The following is a 21,271-nucleotide window of genomic DNA, read 5'->3' on the forward strand; positions in this document are numbered from 1 at the left end:
AGCGGGCCAGCGAGCCGAGCAGCTACGACGTGCCGCGAGTCGGCCCCTGAAACCGCCAAAGCCGTATCTGGCACGGGGAAAACAAGGGTCAGGCGGCGGCGGGCAGGCATGACAGTAACTCCTCCAGGGGAGAGCGTTCGGCGACGAGTCGCCTGGCGCTGTGGTGCACACCGAGACGAATACCGAGGCGGCAGTAGAAGCTGCCGTTGAGCTGAACGGTTCGCAGCAGGGTGGTCCTGAGCGCCTGATACAGGGCGGCGTTCGGTGCCGGTGGATCGTGCCAGAAGCCCGCGGGGACCCGTTGCCGGCCTGTCGCCAGTCCGGGCATGGTGTAAATGGCTTCGCCCAGGGTCAGCAACGGACAGCCGTGCTCCAGGGCCACGAAACCGGAAGTACTGTTGACGGTGATGGCGCCAGTGGCGCCCGGCAGGAGGTGATTGAGGTCACCGCCCTCGATGAACAGTACCCGCCGGTCGATACCCAACTCTCGTGCCAGTCGGCGAGCGCGACGATGGTGTGCGCTGAGGCCGGGGTCGAGAGGGTGGTTCTTGATCAACAGACGTGTCCGGGCCGGCGCGTCGCGAGCAAAGGACGTCATGGTTTCTTCGAGTACCCGGGCCATGTCGGGAAAGGGCGAGTGGCAGCGGATCTGGGCGTCGCTGTCCAGTTGTAGCAACAACACGAAGTAGGGCGCTGGCGCCGAAAGAAATGCCATGATGCGGTTAGCTTCAAGGCCAGCCAGCAGGCGTTTGCGCGTCAGTTGCTGCGCATAGGCGGCGTACTCCCGGGGAGCGCTGACCGGGGCGTGGCCGCGATAGCCCGGGAACAGCAGAGGGTTAAGGACGCCTGCCAGATGGTAGATCACGTCGTGGGTGGCACGGGTCAAGAAGGGACTGATGCAAGGAACGGGAGGCTCTGCCGGCCCAAGACAATGGGCGGCCTCGAAGACCCAGGCCGGGTCCCTGGGAAAACGGGAACATCCGTTGACACCTTGGGGCTCCAGGGTGATCCAGTGGGGACGCAGGTAGCCTTCCTCGAATACATGGACCCGCAGCCGTTGACGCTCTGCGGCCTGAACAGCGAGCCGATGCAGAGGGCGCTGGTCGCCGAAGACCACCAGGTCGGAGATTCCCCGTTGACCGAGAAAATCATCGATCAGCTCGCCAAAGCCTGCGGCGTCGCCACGGTAGCGTTGGCCCCCGAGGCGCCAACGATAGAGCAGGTCTCCACCACACAGGTCGAGCACATGAACACCGTGTCCCTGGTCAGCAAGGGTGCGAGCCAGTTGCGTGAAGAAGGGAGAGCATGGCCCCTGAAGCAGCAGAAACTGACGCGCCTTGAACGGGCCCATGTTCAGACCTCGCCCCCATGCACAAGAGACGCCGGGCGTCGACTCAGGAAAAGAAATGAAGATGCCATCATGCGGACGGGTGGGCTCCTGTGGCAATGAGGAGCATGGGGAATGATCGTTCTCAAGCACCGCTCAAGATCATTTGCCAAGCATTAGTTGAATGGGTCTTTCAGAGGTTACGAGGAACATAGCACGTGCCCCGCCGAGTCCGGCTGACGAACTTCGCAGCGTCGAGCCGGGGAAATGGAAAACTTGCCCACAGTCATTACAGGTGGCATGTAGCGGCACAGCGCCACGGTTCATGGGGGGAGCGGCGGCTTGTCAAGAGCCTATCCACAGCGGGTGGAGAACTTTTCCACCGAGTTGTTCACAGCCCTGACAGGGGCGGCTGCAAGAGAGGGGCTGCGAGCGGTGATCAGCGAGCGAAGATCAGCGGCCGGACATCTGCCGGTGCCAGCGGTGGTTGGCTTCGATGCTCGCTCAATGGACTTCCGCTGGCTGCGGTCAGCAGGATCTGCAGGGGGTCACCATGGCCGACCAGCAGGATGGTGGCATCATCGAAGCGCTGTTCCAGCGAGATGATCAGGTCGATGAGTCGGCGGGAGACGTCGCCGACGCTTTCGACGCCGTGGGTGCGGTGTTCGGCATTCTCGCTATCCATTGCCCAGACGTCCGCGTAGGCCGGGTCCGGCCCCTGGTCGTAGTCACCGAAGAAGCGCTCTCGCAGGCGCGGTTCAGGGTGTGGGGTGACGTTGAAGTGTTGCCCGACCAGTGCTGCGGTTTCGGTGGTGCGCAGAAAGTCCGAATGGAAGACCTGGTCAGGCGCGGCCAGGTGCCAGCCGGTCAGCCGTTCGTGCAGCTGTTCCTGCCCCTTGGGCGAAAGACCGTAGCCCTCGAGTCCCTGCTCGGGGGAGGAAACGATCAGGCCCATGGCATTGGCCTGGCTATGGCCGTGGCGCATCAGCAGGTAGTGATTGCGGCAGCGTGGAAAGTCGTTGGCCTCAACGTTTGACATAAAAGTGTCACCTCCTAGATTGAACTCAACGATGTTTGTTTTCGAACATCGCTGCGTCGCTGGCGCTCGTCTTCGCACTTGGCAGAGCCTTCAGCCCATGTGATAGAGCCTTCAGCGTAACGCGGGAAGTCTTCAGCCCATGTGGCAGAGCCTTCAGCGTAACGAGTGAAGCCTTCAGCCCATCTGACAGAGCCTTCCCCAAGTCGCCAGTCGTCGACCGCCAGGCTGTCCGCTGCCGCCGGGACCCGCGATGTCGGCGCGAGAGGCCGGGGTCGATTCCCACCCTATAACAAGACTCAGCATAGGTGAGCCACGCCATGACACAACGCTCAAGCCGGGGACGTCAGGTCCTCAACGCAGGTCTCCTGCTCACTTTCGGCGCTGTTGCATCCGTCGCTGTCGCGGAGGATTGCCCCCGAGGTGATCTGGATGCGCTCTACTGCGACCGCAATGGCGATCTGGTGGCCGACCCGCCCGCCAATCAGGACGAACTGGTCGACCCCGACACCCTCATCTTCGCCTACACCCCGGTGGAAGACCCCGCCATCTATGCCGATATCTGGGAGCCCTTCATCGATCACCTCCGGGAGGTGACGGGCAAGGACGTTCGTTTCTTCGCGGTCCAGTCGAACTCGGCCCAGGTCGAGGCCATGCGCAGCGGGCGTTTGCATATTGCAGGTTTTTCCACCGGCCCCACGCCCTTCGCCGTCAACCTGGCCGGCGCCGTTCCCTTTGCCTTGATGGGCTCCGACGACGGACGCTTCGGCTATACCCTGCAGGTCTACACCCAGGCCGATTCGGATATCCAGTCGCTGTCCGACCTGGCCGGCAAGCGGGTCGCCCACACCTCACCCACCTCGAACTCGGGCAATCAGGCGCCGCGTGCGCTGTTCCCCGAGGAAGGCGTGGTGCCGGACGAGGACTACGAGGTGGTGTATTCCGGCAGTCACGACCAGTCGATGCTGGGAGTGGTAGCGGGTGACTACGACGCTGCACCGGTGGCGTCCGAGGTGGTGGAGCGCATGGCCGCACGGGGGCTGTATGACGAAGACAGCGTGCGCATGATCTTCGAGTCCCAGCCCTTCCCCACCACCTCCTATACCTACGCCCATGACCTGGCGCCGGATCTGGTCGAGCGCATCGAGGAAGCCTTCTTCAGCTTCGATTTCGCCGGTACCGCGCTGGGTGAGGAATTCGAAGGCGTCGAGAAGTTCATCCCGATCACCTACCAGGACCAGTGGGAGGTCATTCGCACCATCCAGGCCTCGAACGGCGTCAGCTACACCGCCGACAATCTGGAGTGACGACAGGGTATCCCAGGGACAGGAGGGCCGGCGCACGGCGCTCGGCCTTCCCGGGGAACGAGGATGTGCAATGCTCGAGATTAGCCAGCTGGTCAAGCGCTATGGCCACGATGACCCCGTGCTCAAGGGGCTGGATCTGCGCGTGGAAGGCAACTCCGTGGTGTCCATCGTGGGGGCGTCCGGGGCGGGCAAGAGCACCTTGCTCCGCTGCATCAATCGGCTGATCGAACCCACCTCGGGGTCGATCAGGCTCAATGGCCAGGAGTTGTCCAGCCTCAAGGGCGCACCACTGCGCCAGGCCAGGCGGCGCATCGGCATGGTCTTCCAGGGCTTCAACCTGATCGACCGATTGACGGTGATGGAGAACGTGCTGGCCGGTCGGCTTGGCTACGTCGGCTTCTTTCAGGCATGGCGGCGGCGCTTCCCGCCGGAGGATATCGAACGCGCCTTCCACCTGATGGAGCGAGTGGGCATCGCCCAGTACGCCGACAAGCGCGCGGACGAACTGTCCGGCGGCGAACGCCAGCGCGTCGGGGTCGTCCGAGCCTTGATGCAGGAGCCGGACATTCTGCTGGCCGACGAGCCGACCGCCTCGCTGGACCCCGTCACCAGCGAGCAGATCATGAAGCTGATGAGAGCCCTGGCCAGCGAGCTGTCATTGCCGGTGCTGATCAACATTCACAATGTGGCCCAGGCCAGGGCCTACACCGAGCGTATCGTCGGCTTGCGCCACGGTCGCATGATCTTCGATGGCACGCCGGAGCGCTTTGATGCCGCAGCGCTGGAGGAGATCTACGGTGGCATCGAGGCCCCGGACGAGACCTCCGCATCGACCGTCGCGGAAGGGGAACGCTGATGGTCAACGACAAGGCTCGGACCTGGCGCAAGCCGCCCTTTATCGCCAGTCCTGTGGTGCGCCTGCTGCTGGCGCTGGGCGTGTTGGGTTACCTGGGCTGGGCTCTGGCCACCCTGCCGTTCGACTGGGAGCGGATCAGCGATGGGCTGCCGCGGGCCGCGCGCATCTTCGGCGGCGGCTTTCCGCCCAGTTTCGAGCGCTTCGAACTGCTGCTGACCGGCTTCAAGGAAAGCTTCCAGATTGCCCTGCTGGCGACTCTGCTGGGGGTGGCACTGTCGATCCCCTTTGCGGTGATGGCGGCGCGCAATATCGCCCCGCGTCCGGTCTATCTGGTGGGGCGAGCGGTGATCATCGTGTCGCGCAGTTTTCACCCGGTCATCGTGGCGATTCTGTTCGTCAAGGCGGTGGGGTTCGGACCCCTGGCCGGGATCCTGACCCTGACGCTTTATTCCATCGGCTTTGTCGGAAAACTGCTGGCCGAAGAGATCGAGGAGATCGACTGGGGGCAGGTGGAGGCCATGAGGTCGGTCGGTGCAGGGTTCATGTCCACGTTGCTGTACGCCGTCTTCCCCCAGATCCTGCCACGCCAGCTGGGGCTTTCCATGTATCAGCTGGACAGCAATCTGCGCGCCTCGGCGGTGGTCGGTATCGTCGGCGCCGGTGGTATCGGTGGCACCCTGATGAACGCCTTCGGGCGCTACGACTATGACTTTGCCTTCGCCATCCTGCTGGTGATCATCGCGGTGATTCTGGTCAGTGAGGGCATCAGTGGCTGGGTCAGGAGACGACTATGGTAGCGACGCCGACAGAACAACGGGTATGGCAGCGCTACAGCCGACGGGAGCGCTGGACGCGCTTCGTGCTGCTGTTGCTGGTCGTGGCGGTGTTGAGCTGGGCGGCCAGGGATGTCGATATCTTCTGGCCCTGGGTGTGGGATGCGCCTGCCCAGATCTACAGCCTGGCCGACCGCATGTGGCCACCCGACCCGCGGCGCCTCGGCGAGATTGTCGAGGCATTGGTCGAGACCGTCCATATCGCCACCCTGGCCACGTTCTCGACGATCTTTGTGGCCCTGCCCGTCGCCTACCTGGCGGCCCAGAACACCACGCCCAATCGTGCCTGCCTGTGGTTTGCCCGTTTCGTGCTGGTGGCCAGTCGTTCGGTCAATACCATCATCTGGGCGCTGCTGTTCGTGGCGATCTTCGGCCCCGGCGTGCTGGCGGGCATCCTCGCGATCATGTGTCGCTCCATCGGTTTCGTCGGCAAGCTGATGGGCGAGGCCATCGAGGAAATCGACCGACGGCCGGTCGAAGCGATGGAAGCGGTGGGCGCCAGTCGGCCCAAGGTCATCCTCTACGCGGTGGTGCCTCAGGTCGTTCCGGCCTTCTTTGCCGTGATCATCCTGCGCTGGGACATCAATATTCGCGAGTCCACCGTGCTGGGGCTGGTCGGGGCCGGCGGTATCGGCGTTATCCTCCAGGGGGCCATCGACACCTTTGCCTGGCCGACGGTGGCCACCATTCTCTGTGGCATCGTCATTCTGGTGTTGCTGGGAGAGGTGTTGACCGGATGGTTGAGAAGCCGGGTGCTTTAGGGCTTGTCTGAAAAGTGCCTGCGCTCGGTAATACGGCGTTAAAAATCGGCTGGTGCGCCAGCCCGGTCAAAATGCTCATTTACACCCCGTAAACTGCGCTTTCTCACCGATTTTTGCCTTGTCTAACCTTCGCTCGTCGACTTTTCGGACAGCGCCTAGGCTCGTACGACGGAAGGATGTACGAATCTGTGCGATTACCGGCATGAACCGTTGATGCTTGCGACTTAGTACTAACGTTCTGTTTTCTGGGACAGTTGTCTTGGAGTTGTCGCCGTTTTCTGGTGCCGGATGGTGTCTGGTCCTGGGGGAAACGGCACAGAATGCCAGGGCGAGGCGGCGGGGTGCCCCGAAGTTAAGCTATCCTCGATACCATTGATTACCTTGTTCAGTGGATCGTCGCCCGGCCTATGAAGATGGATGCCCGCAGAGCCTTTCAAAGCCTAGCCGACAGCCTGTCGCGGGATATCGGTGATGACTTCTTCATGCATCTGGTCGATCGGCTGGCGGTAATCCTCAACGCTGACGCCATGATGATAGCGACCCCTGTCGCGGACGGCTCACGCCTGCGGTCCATGGTGCTGATGGCAGATGGCAAGCATCAGCCAGACGTCGAGTACGAGACTGCCGGCACCCCCTGTCGCGATGCCCTGGACGGCGGAGCCTGCATCTATCCGGAGAACGTCTGCAGTGCCTTTCCGGACGACGTCCTGCTGCGAGATTTTGGTGCAGAAGCCTATGCCGGTGTGGCGATGCGAGGGCCCGAAGGTGAGTTGCATGGTGTTCTGGTTGCATTGCACCGCCATCGACTGCACCAGCGTCGCCTGGTCGAGGAGGTGCTGAGAATTGCCGCGGCGCGCTGCGGGGCCGAACTGTCCAATCGGCGCACCGAGCAGGCGCTGGAGAAGACCGCCACCCAACTGGACACGACCAACCGACAGCTCAAGCGCGCCCACCGCGCCTTGACCCTGCTGCGACTGGTCAACCGTGCGGTGATTCGGCTCTCCGACGAGATGGCAATCTTCCAGGAGGCCTGTCGGCTGGCGGTGGAGCAGGGCGGCTACCGCTACGCCTGGGCGGGGCTGGCCCAGGACGACCCCGAGCGCAGCATCCTGCCGCTGGTCAGCGCCGGTGGCGCCGATGATTTGTTGCGTCACGCGCGTTTCAGCTGGGATGTGACCACGCCTGAGGGCCTGGGTCCCAGCGGGCAAGCGGTGCATGAAGGCAAGGAGCAACGGGTAGCCGACTATACGACAGGTACGGTAGCGCCTCCGCCCTGGGCCGAGCGATTCGGGGTCGTGGCGGAGGTGGCCTTACCGCTGAGTCTGGGAAGCGAGCGACGGGGCGTGCTGGTGCTGTTGATGGATCAGCCCTACCACGCTGGCGCCGACGAACTGGCGCTGCTGAGGGAGCTTGCGGACAACCTGTCGTTTGGCTTGCAGGCCATGCGTGCCCACCAGCACCAGCAGAACACCCAGCAGGCGGTGCTGGACATGGCCGAACTGGTGACGGCGCGCAGCGACGACGCCTTCTTTACCCTGCTGGTGCGACGTCTGACCGACGCCCTCGGCGCGGACGCCGTGTTCGTGTCACGCGTCGAGGAAAGCGTCCCGTTGCAGGCGACGCTGATCGCCGGCCTGGTATCGGGCCAGCCGGTGGAGCCCTTTCACTACAGTTTCGAAGGGCTGCCCTGCGAGAGGTCCTTTCGCGACAGCGAGCATGTGATTGCTCGAGGCATGAGCCAACGCTATCCCCGCGCCGAGGAGATGGTCGGCTTCGCTGTGGAAGCCTACGTCGGCCGACGCCTGGAAGACGCCAACGGCGACGCCGTCGGTATCCTGTTTGCGCTGTATCGCCAGCCGCTGCATGATCCTGAACCCATCTGTCATCTGTTGCGGATCTTTGCCGCAGGCGCCTCGGCGGAGCTCGAACGGCGCCGCAGCGACGCCCATATACGGCATCTGGCCTTCTTCGATCCCGGGACCGGTCTACCCAACCGGGTCCACTTCATGGAGCGTCTGCAGGCGGCCATTGTCCGGGCTCGCACCGAGCAATATCGGGTGGCACTGATGTTCCTCGACCTCAACCGCTTCAAGGAGATCAACGACGGTCAGGGCCACGACGTCGGTGATCAAGTGCTCAAGGAGGTGGCCGCTCGCTTCAGCGGTTGCCTTGGCAGGCTGGAAAGCCTGGCGCGGATGGGGGGCGATGAGTTCGTCGTCATGGTGGAGCAGACCGACGAGATCGGAGCCGCCCAGGTCGTGGGGCGTCTGCTCAGCGCCTTGAATGATCCAGTGGTGCATGAGGGGCATCGATTCAACGTCGACGTCAGCATCGGCGTCGCCTTCTTCCCCGACGATGGCGATAGTTCCCGGGAACTGCTCAAGCACACCGACATCGCCATGTACCATGCCAAGGAAAGCCGTAGCGGCTATCGCTTCTACGCACCTGAGATGGGACGTGATCTGCGGCGCCGACTGGTGCTTGCTTCTCGACTGGGTGAGGCGCTGGACACGAAACGTCTCGAGCTCCGCTTTCAACCTTGCGTCGACCTCAAGAGCGGGGACCTGATCGGCGCCGAGGTACTGTGTCGCTGGCACGACGCCGAACTGGGATGGATAAGCCCGATGGAATTCGTCGCCGTGGCCGAGGAACAGGGGATGATCGAGGCCCTCGGCAGTTGGGTCATGGAGCAGACCTGCCGACAGCTAAAGCAGTGGCAGCAGGCATCGCTGGACCGGCTTCCCGAGCGACTCTACGTCAATCTGGCGGCGGCCCAGTTCGAGGACCCCGAGCTGGCAATCAAGCTTTGCGAGATCGCCGCCCGGGCTGGCGTCTCCCCCTCGCTGCTGGGGCTGGAAATCACCGAAAGCGGCTTCATGAAGGATCCCGAGCAGGCGATACGCATCACCGACACCCTGCGCCAGCAGGGATTCGCCCTGGCCATCGACGATTTCGGGACCGGCTATTCCTCGCTGGCCTACCTCAAGCGCTTTTCCGTACAGGCGGTCAAGATCGATATGTCCTTCGTCAGCGACATGCTGACCGACAGCAACGATCACGCCATCGTCGCCACCATCATCGCCATGGCCGATCGTCTGGGACTGACGGTGGTGGCGGAGGGCATCGAGACGCCGGCGCAGTTCGAGGCACTGCGTGCCCTGGGTTGCGATCTTGGGCAGGGGTATCTGCTGTCACGGCCTTTGAGCGGTGATGACTTCGCGCGGCGCTGGTTGAGCCGCGATGGGCAGCGGCAAGATGGTCTGGGAGATACCTTGCAGGCGATGGAGCGGCCCGCCTGAGCGGCCTCAGGGGACCCGGTTCAGGTATTCGGGGAAGGTCCCCGAAGCAGGTCCCCGAAGCAGGTCCCCGAAGCAGATCCCCGAAGAAGGTCCCCCGAAGAAGGTCCCCCGAAGCAGGCGCGCCGCTAGCCCTCGCAGGGATCATGACGCCCGCACCTTTATATTGCCTCTGGAATTGCTGCCGGATCAGGAAGCCCTGCACAGGGTCTTCATCCGCTGCCATGCCGTAAAGGCGCCATTCAGTGAAAAGCTCATGAACCAGTAGTCGCTGGTATCGGGCGTCATGCGCAGGCGCAGATGCAGCTGCTCACCGGTGGCGAGACGCGAGGCCAGCAGGTCCATGTCGATGCCATTCACGCGCACGTAGAGGCCGTCGTCACCGCGTTGGGTGGACAGCACCGCCGTGCCGGTCTGGGCACGTTGCTCGTCTACCAGCAGGTCGATGGGAACGCGATTGACCACTTCGCTCACGGCCTGGCGCTGGCCAAGGTCGCTTCTGACCTCGATCCAGGGCGTGCGGCAATGCCCTGGCGTGGCGTTGACGCTGAGCATGGCGTCGCTGTAGCTGGTCCTTTGGACCGCTCGCACATGGGACTCGTCGCCGAGGGTCGCGATCAAGGTCTGCCAGTCCTGGTGGGTCTGGTGGGCCGAGGTGTCGAAATCCACCGCCATGGCTTGGCTGCTGACGCCTGTCAGCCCGAGTACGGAGACCAGTGCGGCGGCGACACTCAGGCGAAGAAGGCGGGCGCGGCGAGGTGAAAACAATGGCGGAATCGGCATGCTGGCTCCTGACGACCGAGAGAACTCAGAGGTCAGGAGGCTAGCATTCTCGGAGTACGCTGTCGTGGCGTTACCCTGTCTTGCCTCGGCGCGTCAGGCGGGCTCGGCTTCAGGCTCCGGCTCGAGCTCGATCAGCTTGAGGGTGTGCAGGCGCTGGCGGCACTGAGGGGTCATCAGGTCATCCAGGGTGTAGCGATCCAGGACATCCAGAAATGCGGTCAACCCTTCGTTGGCGATCTGCTTGAAGCGGCAGATGGGCGCGATGTAGCAGGCGCTGTCGTCCCCTTCGCACTCCACCAGGGCGAGGCTATGTTCGGTATCCCTGACCAGGGCGCCGAGGTGGATGCTGCCCGGCGCCTGCTTGAGCGACAGTCCCCCGTGCTTGCCACGGACGGCGGAGACATAGCCAAGGCGACTGAGCTCCTGAACCACCTTCATCAGATGGTTGCGTGAGACCTCGAAGCGTGAGGCGATCTCGGCGATCGTGGTGCGTTCGCTGCCGGATTCGGCAAGGTACATCAGAACGCGCAATGAGTAGTCGGTAAATCGTGTCAGATGCATTGGTCGTGCCCCGGCGCCCCTTGGGCGACTTGGTAAAGAGAAGGGAGGCTTTCGCTCATGCTTTCGACTCTAGCAAGGGACGAGAAATCTCACGCAGGCTTGGCGCATTAAAGCGTAGCGATGTGCGATTATTCCTACGCCAGATGACCTATATCAATGAGATAACATGCGCGGTTTAACTCCTTGTCATGGATGTTCCATTCATCTTATTGTCTCTTGAATTTAGCATGGTAAATCCATAAATTTAGCAATTTTTTTGGTCGGCTTTTGTCGCTGCATATTTGCGGGATTTTCTATACCTATTCAAGGGTGGCTTGCTCGGCTCATATGGGTTAGCTGGTCGATGTCTAGCTCATCAAAGCGCTCGATGATGCCGCCATATTCGTGCTGAAAAGCCTCCGCGTCGCTTCTTGTGGCAAAGGTCGCCAGCGGATGTCCCATGCCGCCGGGCCGCGAATGACCAGATACGTACCAGGCCTCCTGTGCACTGATAAAGGCATCGTTTCCGGGGTGGTCCCAGTCGGTGCGAGCCATGTCATGAACCCAGGCATGGGCAAGCCGTTCGACGTTTTCGGGTTGAAGAAGAAAGACCAGCATTTCCGCCGCCGAGCAGAACTTGGTGACCTCGCTGTCACCATCGAGTGCGAGTTCTCCCTTGGGACCTGGCATGGCCTCGATCAACATCCCGCATACATGGCAGATGTCGTCATCACCGATGGGGGCGGGTCCGATAGTCGTGTCAGAGGTGCCGTCGTTGCAGCCGATCAACAACAGCATCAGGCCACCGATGGCAAAGCGTTGCAGCATAGAAGGAAGGGACATGGGAGTTCTCCAGGCGAGCGTCCTGGCGGACGGAGTGGGGGGGCCGCTGGCAGCAAAAGCCAGCAGCAATAACCCGCAGTAATGGTTGGCAGGCAGCGCCGGCTTTCCGATGAGCTAGGCGCGCGGGTTACAGCGCTCGATGCTCGAATCGCTTGATCGCCAGACCCAGGGGTAGCAGCACCCAGACGACCTGCAGCAGCGCCAGCAGCAAGGGCGACCTGGGGGTGGCGCTGGCCAGGGCGGTGATCGCGGAGGCCTGATGAGGCTCGACCGCCGAGAGCACCAGCAGTCGGAAGCACTCGGCCGGGTTGGCCAGCATCAGCCAGGGCAGCCAGGCCCCTCCCTGGCGCACGCCTACCAGCAGGGCGAGCAGCGCCAGGTCCAGTACCAGCACGAACACGAACCAGGTGATCAGGGCCTGGCTGGCAGCAGCCTGCTTGCTGCCGGCACGGGCGCTGATCCAGTACGCCAGGGCCAGAAACGACCAGCCCAGCAGCACGCTGGAGACGATCAGGGTAGTGAGCCCTGCGGCGACCTCGGCCAGCGCGGCTTCAGGTGTGGCGAAAGCGATGACCACGCCAGCGACCGCAAAGCCGCACAGGGTGGCCAGGCCCAGCACCCAGGCGTGGCCCATGAACTTGCCGAGCAGCCAGGTACGTCGCGACATGGGGTAGGTGGCCAGCAGCAGCAGGGTGCCGCCCTCGTCTTCGCCGACGATGGCGTCGTAGGCCAGCATCAGGGCGATCAGCGGGATCAGCAGCATGGACAGCGTCGACAGGCTGATCAGGGTGGTGGACAGGCCGGTAAAGCCGGTACCACCACTGGCGGCAGCACCGAAGGCGGCGATACCCAGCGCCAGTACCCCCAGCAGCACGGCGATCCCGAGCACCCAGCGGTGGCGCAGGCCGTCACGGAATTCCTTGTGGGCGATGGTCAGCAAAAGGCGCATCAGGGCGTGTCCTCGGCGGATGGTGAGACGGTGGTGTGGTCGGACTCGTCGATCACCTGGTAGCGGTCGCTGGCGTCGCTCTCGCTGCTCCCTTCACTGCCATTGCCTGGATCGCGGCCGCTGGGGTCCTGGACACGTCGGTACAGTGCCTCGAGGCTGGGGGGGCGAATTTCCAGGTCCTTGAGCCCCTGAAAGGCAGTGCACAGCCTCAAGGCATTCATGCGGTGCTCCGGGGCCACTTCCAGTCGCAGTCGACCACCGTCCGCCAACGAAGAGCGGGCGGGGATGCCCTCGCGAATCAGCCTTAGTGCCAGATCCTGGGGAGCACCCCGCATCTCGATCACGTAGGGCAGCGCAAAGCGTTCGCGCAGGCTCGCCAGGTCGCCCAGCGCCAGGCACTTGCCCTCGCCGAGGATCAGCGCACGATCGATCACCGGCTCGACCCCCGGCAACAGGTGGGAAGACAGCACCACCGTCACGCCACGCGCCTTCAGCATTCCGATGGTGGCGTAGACCGCCTCGGTGGCGGCGGGGTCGAGCCCGCTGGTGGGCTCGTCGAGCAGCAGCAGCCGAGGCTCGCCAAGCAACGCCTGGGCCAGCCCCAGGCGCTGGCGCATGCCCTTGGACCAGGTCGCCAGGCGTCGGTCGGCGGCCCCACCAAGCCCCACCTGCACCAGCAGCTCGTCCACCTCTGTCGCGGGCCGACCCTTGAGTCGGGCCAGGTAGGTGAGGGTCTCTCGCCCGCTCAGGTTGGGGTAGAAGCGGACATTTTCGGGCAGGTAGCCCAGGTGCTGGCGAAAGGTACGGTCACCGGCTCGATCCGGCCGTTGTCCAAGCACGCTGAGGCTTCCCTGGGTGGGCGACAGCAGTCCCAGCATCAGCTTCATGCTGGTGGTCTTGCCGGCGCCGTTGTGGCCGAGCAGGCCGAGCACCTCGCCCCTGTTCACCTCGAGGCTGAGGTGCGACAGGCGGGTCACGCCGCCGTGTTCCAGGCTGACGTCGTCAAAGGCGATAGCGCAGGTCGTGGCGCAGGTCGTGGCGCGGGTCATGGATAGGATGTCCGTGTGGCGGAACGAGGTCTCGAAGGCGTCATCAGGGGGGCGCTGTCGCTGACGCCGGCGGGGCGAAATACCGGGAAGGCGCGCTGTACCCAACGCAGCGCCAGCACCGCCGGGCTCGCCATCAGCACCTTGGCTTCCGGGTGTCGCCACAGCAGCTGGTCCATGGCGTCATTGGGCTGGTAGCGGGTGTCGCCGATGCCGTCCTCGTCCAGGTCCCAGCCCAGGTAGTCGCTCCAGTAGTTGCCGTGACCGTTCTCGGACCACTCCTGCTGTCGAGTGGCCACGTACTTCACCTGGCGGCGATTGTGGATCAGGGCGTTGCCGCTGATGCGGTTGTCCTCGGAGCCGGCGGTGAGGTGAAGCCCGATGTCGCTGTCCTCGAGGCGGTTGCCGCGAATCACGTTGAACTGGGCGTTGTAGACGAAGATGGCCTTGCCATCGCCACCGCTGACCAGGCCCCGGTCATGGGCGTCGCGTGCCTGGCGCACGCCGATGATGTCGTTGTCGATGATCCGGCTATCGGTGATGTTGTTCATCAGGATGCCGTAGTTGCGATCCTCGATGGAGCGATTGGCCCTCACCGTCAGTCCACGGGACTGCATCAGGGCGTAGCCGGTGCGGGTGTGACGGGTCAGGTTGTTGGTCACGCTATTGTCGTGGGCGTACATGTAGTGGACGCCGTAGCGAAGGTCTTCGAGCAGATTGCCGTCAATCACGCTGTCGCTGCTGGTGTCGATATAGACGCCGTCGCGCACCTGGCGGATATCGTTGCCGGAGACCAGCGCCCGACGCGCGTTGAACAGCTGCACGCCGTTGCCGCGATCCTGGGAGCGTACCCGAGTATCGCCGCGAATCTGATTGTCGAGGACCCGGGCGTCATCGACGCCATCGAGCCAGATACCGAAGCCAGGGCCGGACAGCCGGCAGCGCTCGATGCTGGCGCCATGGGCGGTCCTTTCCACGTGAACGCCCGCATCCATGGCGGTCAGGTCCGCGCCCCAGTGCTGAAGGGTCAGCCCGGACAGGGAAATGCCAGGTGAGCGCAAGGTCAGCAGGGTCCCGCTGCCGCCGCCATCGATCACCACACCGGCACCGTCGGCGACCAAGCTGAGTGGCTTGTCGATGATCACCGGGCCTGTCGTGTAGTGGCCCGGTGCGAGCCGCAGGATATCGTTGGGCTCGGCCTGCTCGACCCAGCGCTTGAGCGGTGTGCCCGCGGTCACCTTCAGCTCAGCGGCCAGCACCTCGCTGGGACTCAGTGCCGCCAGCAGCGCCAGCCCTGCGGTCAGGGCCAGCGCCATCGGTGTTGCTCGGTCGGATGCCGAGCAACCTGCAGGAAAGGAGAGAGCTCGAAACATGGTGATGTCGCCTGGGCCGGGCCGAGCGCCATCGGCGCCCGGCCCGGCCGCTCCTCAGGCCTTCTCCACCAGCATGCGACCGAACATTTCCATATGCATCGCGTGGCAGAACCAGTTGCAGTAGTACCAGTGCACCCCGGCGCGTTCGGCGGTGAAGGTGACGCTGGACGTCTGCTGCGGACCGATCTCCATGGACACGCCATGGTTGACCATGCAGAAGCCGTGGGTCAGGTCTTCGACGGTATCCAGGTTGGTGATCACCACCGTGACCTCGTCACCCTGCTTCACCTTGAATTCGGTGATGCCGTACTGGGGCGCGACAGAGGTCATGTAGACGCGCACCTTGTTGCCGTCGCGGATGACCTTGTTGTCGCTCTCCAGGGTGATACCGTCGGCCTCGGCCATGGCGCGGGTGGGTGCGAAGAACGGATCCTGGCGATCCCACACCTGGATCGGGTTGAGCTGGTCGGCGCGCATCATGATGGCGTCATGGGGCTCGGCGTAGGTCGGGCCGTCATGCACCAGCTTCATGGTGTCGCCGGAGATGTCGATCAGCTGATCGTTTTCCGGGTGCAGCGGTCCCACCGGCAGGAAGCGGTCCTTGGAGAACTTGCACAGCACCACCAGCCACTTGCCGTCGGCATCGCGGGTCTCGCACAGGCTGGCGTGGTTGTGGCCCGGCTGATAGTGCACGTCGAGCTTCTGGTGGATGTAGTTGACGTCCTCGCCGTTGTAGGCGCGGATCGCCTCCTCGATGTTCCACTTGGCCACCTGGCTGTCGATGAACAGGGTGGTGTAGGCGAAGCCGCGACCGTCGAAGGTCGTATGCAGCGGCCCCAGGCCCAGCTCCGGCTCGGCGACCACGCTGTCACGCGGCTCGATCTCGTCGGCGAACAGCGCCGGCAGCTTGTCGATGGCGATGATCGACACCGTCGGCGACAGCTTGCCGTTGGCGATGAAGTACTTGCCGTCGGGTGAGGTATTCAGGCCATGGGGATTCTTGGGCACCGGAATGTAGCGCGTCAGCGGTGAGCCCTTGCGTCCGTCCAGCACCGGCACCGGGGAGTCGCCCAGGGTCTCGAACTGGCCCTTCTCGACGGCGGCCTCGATGGCTTCGACGTCGTACACCACCACCCAGTCACGCTCGGCACGCATGCTGTCGGCCAGGGTCATGCCCTTCTCGGAGTTGTAGCAGGTCGAGGCAACGAAGCGGCCGGTGTAGTCGGCGTCGGTGTTGTCCAGGTTGCCATCGACGATCACCTGCCAGGCCACCTCCATGGTCTCGGCGTCGATGGCGTTGAACATGGTGTAGTAGTTCGCAGGATTCTCCAGGTCGCGACCGTCGTTGACCTGGGGGATCGGGAACTCGGCGTTGGCGAAGACGTACTTGGTATAGGGCACCTTCTGCAGACGCAGGCCGTGGATGGCCTGGACGTTGGGAATAGTGGTGACCTTGTCGGTCTTCATGATGTCGAGGCGGATCCGCGCCACCCGGGTATTGGCCTTGTCGTTGATGAACAGGTACTTGCCGTCATAACGACCGTCGGTGAGCGAGGCGTGGGGGTGGTGGGCGTCGCCGTTGTGGAAACGCGCGGACTCGCCGAGGATGTGCTTGGACTCGTTGGTGATGCCCCAGCCGGTGGCGCTCTCGGTGTTGAACACCGGAATGCGCATCAACTCGCGCATGGAGGGGATGCCCAGCACCCTCACTTCGCCGGAGTGGCCGCCGCTCCAGAAGCCGTAGTATTCGTCGAGTTCACCGGGGGCCACCATGGCATCGCCTTCACTGGCGCGGGCACTGCGGCTGCCGAGCAGGGCGCTGGTGCCAACACCGCCGACCACTCCGCTGGCAAGGCCGGCGCCGGCGACGCCGGTCACCGCACTGTTGCGTAGAAAGTGGCGTCGGGCCAGATTCTGGATACTGCGGGAATCGTCACTCACTTCAGTTCTCCTCAAGGCAGGGTATACGCCGCGGGTCGCCGTCCTGGCTTGATCCGCGGGGTTCTGCGTCACCCACGTCGCCGTGCGTCCTCGCCGCATTCCGTTCCAGGCGCTTTCTGCGCTTGACCCGGGGCGGACAGCGACGGTCGTCGTCGTAGGTGATCTGGCAGTCCAGGCAGTAGTGGCACTCCGAGGCCTCGATGCGACCGTCGGGATGGATGGCCACCAGCTCGCAGTCGTTGGCGCAGATCTGGCAGGGCGTGCCGCACTGGCCACGGTGCCGCCTGAGCCAGTCGTAAAGGCGCAGGCGACCGGCGATGGCCAGGCTCGCGCCCAGCGGGCAGACGTAGCGGCAGTAGGCCTTGTGCATGAAGGCCGAGCTTGCGATCAGTGCCACGGCGTAGAGCACATAGCCCCAGTCGCGCAGGAAGTGCAGGGTGATGGCGGTCTTGAACGGCTCGACCTCGGCCAGCCGCTCCGCCTGTCCCAGGTCGTAGAAGGACACCCCGACCAGGCCAAACAGGATCAGATACTTCACCACCCACAGCCGCCGGTGCACGGCGAAGGGCAGCGTCAGTTGCGGCACCTTCAGGTGACGGGCGAGCTGGTTGACCAGGTCCTGCAGCGCACCGAAGGGGCACAGCCAGCCGCAGAAGATGCTGCGGCCCCACAGCACCAGAGTGACCGCCACGAAGACCCACAGCACGAACATCAGCGGGTCGATCAGGAAGGCCGACCAGCTGAAGCCATGGCTGGCGGAATTGGCGACGGCAGGGATGACGGCATGGATCAGCGCCAGCACATTGACCACCGAGAGCTGGGCCAGCGACACCCAGCCGATATAGACCAGGGTGTAGAGCAGGAAGGCCTTGCGCAGCGGGCGCAGCAGGCGCGGGCGACGCGCCAGGGCGTCCTGGAACGCCAGGATCAGTGACAGCGTCACCAGTCCAGCACCAAGCCCGATCAGCTCTAGCCGACTCTGCTGCCACATCTCGAGCCACAGCGGGGCGGGCTCCACCGGCTCGGGGCGCTCGATAAAGGCCTCGGGCAGCGCCTGGTCGAGATGAAAGCGGGTAAACTCCTGGGTCAGCGGCCCCGAGGCCCGGCGCACCAGCAGGTTCAGCCGCCAGGGCGTGCCCGGGTCGAAGTGGGCGTCCTCGTGGATCACGAAGATGTCGCGTTCGCTTAGTGCGGGGGCTCCGTCGATGGCCAGGCGCGGCAGGCGGCGCTGGTCGCTGTCGTGGAAGCTGATCGAGGCGTTGCCCTGGACCAGCTCGATACGATCGAAGATGCCGCCGCGCACGTAGCCCGACCCCTTGTAGGAAAAGCTGCCATCGGCGAGCAGGGCAACGGCGTGTTCGCCGGGGGCGAGGCTCGCCATCAACTGGTCGTAGCCGCGCTCGCCGAGCAGATTGCGGCCAACGCTCGGCGCATTGAGGTAGCCCAGGTAAAGATCGATGAAGGTGGCGTCGCGGGGCGGACGCTGGCCGCTCAGGTAGTGCTCCGCCGGGGTGCCGGCGAAGGCGTCATCGACCTCTCCCTGGCGCAGGGTCAGGTGACCCAGTGCCCCCTGGTCGAGCAAGCCCTGCCAGTCGGCGGGCGCGTAGACCTCGTCGCGCACACGGGCGATTGGCGCTGCCGCGGGGTCTTCGATCAGCCCAAGGGCGGCGGCGACCAGGCGTCCTGCCCGCATGATGGTGTCGTTGACCACGATGACGGTCACGGTGGCGCCGGAGATGGCATCGACGTCCTCTCCCACCTCCAGGCGCGACGTCACCGAGGTACCCAGGTGCTGGCCGGCGAAGTCGTCCAGCCGCTCTGACGGGATACCGACCAGCATGATCGGCTCGGAATGATTGAGCACCTTGGCCAGGCGCAGGCTGGCGGAAGGATCGATGGCGATCAGCAGGTTGACCGGCTTGCCCGAGTAGGCGGGGATCGGCGCGACCTCGGCACTTTCGAAGGCGTAGCCGACCAGCTCGTCGCCACGGTAGAGCGCATTGACCGGCCACGGCAGGTCGGCCACCGGCTCGACTCTGTCCGTACCGGGAAAGGCCTCCTGAAACAGGGCGATGTCACCCTTGGCGCTGCCAAGGTCACCGGGATACTGATCGAATTCCAGCGCCAGGGCGGGCAGGCTCATGCACATCACCAACAGGGCGATGAACAGGCGCAGAGAGGAAGACCAGTGGCGGAGTAAATGGCGGGGGGCTTGGGTCATGGCATGACCTCGAGGCGCGAAGCGCCCCGAGGACGCTTCGCGCACCAGGGTGGGATCAGGGCGTCAGGGACGAGAAGTAGGCGGCGATGTCGGCGATATCCTGATCCGACAGGGCCGCTGCCTGGGGCGCCATGATGGCGGACATGCCACCGCCGCGCTGACCCTCGCGATAGGCCTTGAGCGCGCTTTCCAGGTACGCGGCGTTCTGACCCGCCAGGTTGGGATAGATCGGTCCGGTGGCCTTGCCGTCGGTGCCATGGCAGGCGGCGCAGGCGCCGATCTTGGTTTCACCTGCGGCGGCGTCGCCGGCGGCCTGGGCGTTGAGACTGAACAGACAGGCGGCGCCAAGCGCGGCCAGGGGGATCCATTTCATGATGAGCGCTCCTCGGTCTTGGGGCGTGATGCCTGACGCAAGCGGCGTGCTGCTTGGGTCAGGCATCACCGTTTCCGCGGGATGTCCCTTGGGACTCTCGAGTATTGGAGCGCTTAGCGACAATACCCTATGACGTTGGTCAACTTTAGGCGGGGAGAGGTACGTCTTCCGTACTATGCTTGATCGGGATCACTGGCGTGGCAGGGGCATCATTGCGGTCGGCTCGCGGTTGCACTACCTCCAGCGAGAAAAGCTCAAAAAGGGTGAGCGCCGGGACGTCGTTGCCGTGATTTGATGCAGATCATGTCTGGCTTCGTCTTGCCGGGACGGGCGGATTCGACGTGCGACAATGCCGACAGATGCCGCCGTCGGGCGGTCGTGTCATGAGGGGCCTTGTCGATGTCATCCGATGTTTTGCCGTTTCAGCGTGCGCTGGTCGAGAAGTACGACCGTCCAGGGCCGCGCTACACCTCCTATCCCACCGCGCCGCACTTCCACGACGGTTTCGGCGTCTCCGACTATCGCCAGGCGGTGGAGCGCAGCCAGCAGGGGGAGCCGAAGCCGCTGTCGGTCTACGTCCATGTGCCCTTCTGCGAAAGCCTCTGCTACTACTGTGCCTGCTCCAAGATCATTACCCACAATCGCGAGCGTGCCGCCGAGTACCTGGTGCTGCTCAAGCGCGAGATCGCCCTGCAGGCGGCGCTGTTCGACGAGTCCCGGGAGCTCAACCAGCTGCACCTGGGGGGTGGCACCCCGACCTTTCTGTCTAACGACCAGCTCAAGGGGCTGATCGACGCCCTGGCGCGCCACTTCCGCTTCGCCCCTGAGCAGCGCCGGGAATTCTCGCTGGAGGTGGATCCGCGTACGGTGACGCCTGCCCAGATCCATGAACTGCGCGAGATGGGCTTCAACCGTCTGAGTTTTGGCGTCCAGGACTTCGATCCGCTGGTGCAGAAGGCGGTCAACCGCGTGCAGAGCGAGGCCAAGGTGGCGGCGCTGGTGGACGCCGCCCGGGACGCCGGCTTCGCCTCGGTGTCGGTGGATCTGATCTATGGTCTGCCGCTGCAGACTCGCGACAGCTTCGACGCCACCCTGGCCAAGGTGGTGGCGCTGAGACCCGACCGCATCGCCGCTTACAGCTACGCCCACCTGCCGTCGCTGTTCAAGGCCCAGCGGCTGATTCGCGACGAGGACATGCCGCCGCCCGGGCGCAAGCTCGAGCTGCTCGAGCTGACAATCGAGCGGCTGACCCAGGCGGGCTACGTCTATATCGGCATGGATCACTTTGCGCTGCCCGAGGACGAACTCAGCCGAGCCCGCCACGATGGCACCCTGCAGCGTAATTTCCAGGGCTATTCCACCCACGCCCAGTGCGACATGATCGGGCTCGGGGTCACCTCCATCGGCAAGGTCGGCGACGCCTACAGCCAGAACGTCAAGACCACCGCCGAGTACGCCGAGCACCTCGAAGCCGGGCGGCTGCCGGTGTTGCGGGGCTATCGGCTGAGCGACGAAGACCAGCTGCGTGCCGAGCTGATCACCTCGCTGATGTGTCACGGCGAGGTGCGCTTCGCCGAGTTCGAGGCCCGTCACGCTATCGACTTCCGCACGCATTTCGCCTGCGCCCTCGACCAGCTCGACGAGATGCAGGCCGACGGCTTGATCGAGATCAAGCAACACGTGCTCAGGGTGCTGCCGGCGGGACGCCTGATGATGCGCAACGTGGCCATGGCCTTCGATGCCTACCTGGTCCCCGGCAGCGGGCGCTTCTCGCGCACCGTCTAGC

The 21,271-nt window shown here is 64.2% G+C and carries 17 protein-coding genes; 6 read left to right on the forward strand and 11 right to left on the reverse strand.

The genetic code is table 11. The annotated features are described in order from the left end of the window. Positions 1-88: 88 nt before the first annotated feature. The gene (locus KUW00_RS07405) at positions 89-1,351 is read right to left on the reverse strand and encodes a capsule biosynthesis protein (protein WP_222516344.1); all 1,263 of its coding nucleotides are present in this window, start codon (positions 1,349-1,351) and stop codon (positions 89-91) included. A 415-nt stretch (positions 1,352-1,766) separates the two neighbouring features. Continuing rightward, the gene (locus KUW00_RS07410) at positions 1,767-2,366 is read right to left on the reverse strand and encodes a histidine phosphatase family protein (protein ID WP_231498578.1); all 600 of its coding nucleotides are present in this window, start codon (positions 2,364-2,366) and stop codon (positions 1,767-1,769) included. Between the two features lie 317 nt (positions 2,367-2,683). Between KUW00_RS07410 and phnD the strand changes: the two genes are divergently transcribed. The 5 genes from phnD (at position 2,684) to KUW00_RS07435 (ending at position 9,419) form a co-directional block, all read left to right on the forward strand. Next, a complete protein-coding gene (gene phnD, locus KUW00_RS07415) occupies positions 2,684-3,670 on the forward strand; it encodes a phosphate/phosphite/phosphonate ABC transporter substrate-binding protein (protein ID WP_083970649.1) in 987 nt (328 codons plus the stop codon). 70 nt (positions 3,671-3,740) lie between these two features. After that, positions 3,741-4,526, forward strand: a complete 786-nt coding sequence (gene phnC / locus KUW00_RS07420) for a phosphonate ABC transporter ATP-binding protein (RefSeq protein WP_222568696.1) — start codon at positions 3,741-3,743, stop codon at positions 4,524-4,526. Further along, positions 4,526-5,323: a phosphonate ABC transporter, permease protein PhnE gene (gene phnE, locus KUW00_RS07425; RefSeq protein WP_045994839.1), complete on the forward strand. Its 798-nt coding sequence runs from the start codon at positions 4,526-4,528 to the stop codon at positions 5,321-5,323. The genes phnC and phnE (KUW00_RS07425) overlap by 1 nt, the downstream gene beginning before the upstream one ends. Further along, on the forward strand, positions 5,317-6,120 hold the full coding sequence (phnE, locus tag KUW00_RS07430) for a phosphonate ABC transporter, permease protein PhnE (RefSeq protein ID WP_045994838.1): 804 nt from the start codon (positions 5,317-5,319) through the stop codon (positions 6,118-6,120). Before phnE (KUW00_RS07425) ends, phnE (KUW00_RS07430) begins: the two co-directional genes overlap by 7 nt. A gap of 413 nt (positions 6,121-6,533) precedes the next feature. Beyond that, on the forward strand, positions 6,534-9,419 hold the full coding sequence (locus tag KUW00_RS07435) for an EAL domain-containing protein (protein ID WP_222516345.1): 2,886 nt from the start codon (positions 6,534-6,536) through the stop codon (positions 9,417-9,419). A gap of 186 nt (positions 9,420-9,605) precedes the next feature. On the opposite strand, the gene KUW00_RS07440 is transcribed toward KUW00_RS07435, so the two are convergent. The 9 genes from KUW00_RS07440 to KUW00_RS07480 all read right to left on the reverse strand — a co-directional run bounded on the left by KUW00_RS07440 (position 9,606) and on the right by KUW00_RS07480 (position 19,485). Then, on the reverse strand, positions 9,606-10,199 hold the full coding sequence (locus KUW00_RS07440; RefSeq protein ID WP_124804642.1) for a hypothetical protein: 594 nt from the start codon (positions 10,197-10,199) through the stop codon (positions 9,606-9,608). 93 nt (positions 10,200-10,292) lie between these two features. Next, complete coding sequence (locus KUW00_RS07445) at positions 10,293-10,760, reverse strand: Rrf2 family transcriptional regulator (protein ID WP_222568697.1); 468 nt, start codon at positions 10,758-10,760, stop codon at positions 10,293-10,295. A gap of 303 nt (positions 10,761-11,063) precedes the next feature. After that, a complete protein-coding gene (locus KUW00_RS07450; RefSeq protein ID WP_222568698.1) occupies positions 11,064-11,567 on the reverse strand; it encodes a nitrous oxide reductase accessory protein NosL in 504 nt (167 codons plus the stop codon). A gap of 142 nt (positions 11,568-11,709) precedes the next feature. Then, positions 11,710-12,531: an ABC transporter permease gene (locus tag KUW00_RS07455; protein ID WP_222568699.1), complete on the reverse strand. Its 822-nt coding sequence runs from the start codon at positions 12,529-12,531 to the stop codon at positions 11,710-11,712. Continuing rightward, the gene (locus tag KUW00_RS07460) at positions 12,531-13,580 is read right to left on the reverse strand and encodes an ABC transporter ATP-binding protein (protein WP_222568700.1); all 1,050 of its coding nucleotides are present in this window, start codon (positions 13,578-13,580) and stop codon (positions 12,531-12,533) included. The genes KUW00_RS07455 and KUW00_RS07460 overlap by 1 nt, the downstream gene beginning before the upstream one ends. Then, on the reverse strand, positions 13,577-14,893 hold the full coding sequence (locus KUW00_RS07465; RefSeq protein WP_222568701.1) for a nitrous oxide reductase family maturation protein NosD: 1,317 nt from the start codon (positions 14,891-14,893) through the stop codon (positions 13,577-13,579). The genes KUW00_RS07460 and KUW00_RS07465 overlap by 4 nt, the downstream gene beginning before the upstream one ends. A 111-nt stretch (positions 14,894-15,004) precedes the next feature. Then, entirely contained in the window at positions 15,005-16,891 is a 1,887-nt protein-coding gene (gene nosZ / locus KUW00_RS07470; RefSeq protein ID WP_253554425.1) for a TAT-dependent nitrous-oxide reductase, read from the reverse strand. A 1-nt stretch (position 16,892) separates the two neighbouring features. Then, positions 16,893-19,112, reverse strand: coding sequence for a NosR/NirI family protein (locus KUW00_RS07475; RefSeq protein WP_261392030.1), 2,220 nt, complete (start codon positions 19,110-19,112; stop codon positions 16,893-16,895). 55 nt (positions 19,113-19,167) lie between these two features. Further along, on the reverse strand, positions 19,168-19,485 hold the full coding sequence (locus tag KUW00_RS07480; RefSeq protein WP_222568702.1) for a c-type cytochrome: 318 nt from the start codon (positions 19,483-19,485) through the stop codon (positions 19,168-19,170). Positions 19,486-19,884: 399 nt separating this feature from the next. Here KUW00_RS07480 and hemN point away from each other — a divergent pair, with 399 nt between their 5' ends. Continuing rightward, positions 19,885-21,270, forward strand: coding sequence for an oxygen-independent coproporphyrinogen III oxidase (gene hemN, locus KUW00_RS07485; protein ID WP_222568703.1), 1,386 nt, complete (start codon positions 19,885-19,887; stop codon positions 21,268-21,270). Position 21,271: the final 1 nt, after the last annotated feature.

This window comes from Halomonas sp. DP5N14-9, from assembly GCF_019802175.1.
GTDB classification, from domain to species: Bacteria; Pseudomonadota; Gammaproteobacteria; order Pseudomonadales; family Halomonadaceae; genus Halomonas; species Halomonas litopenaei.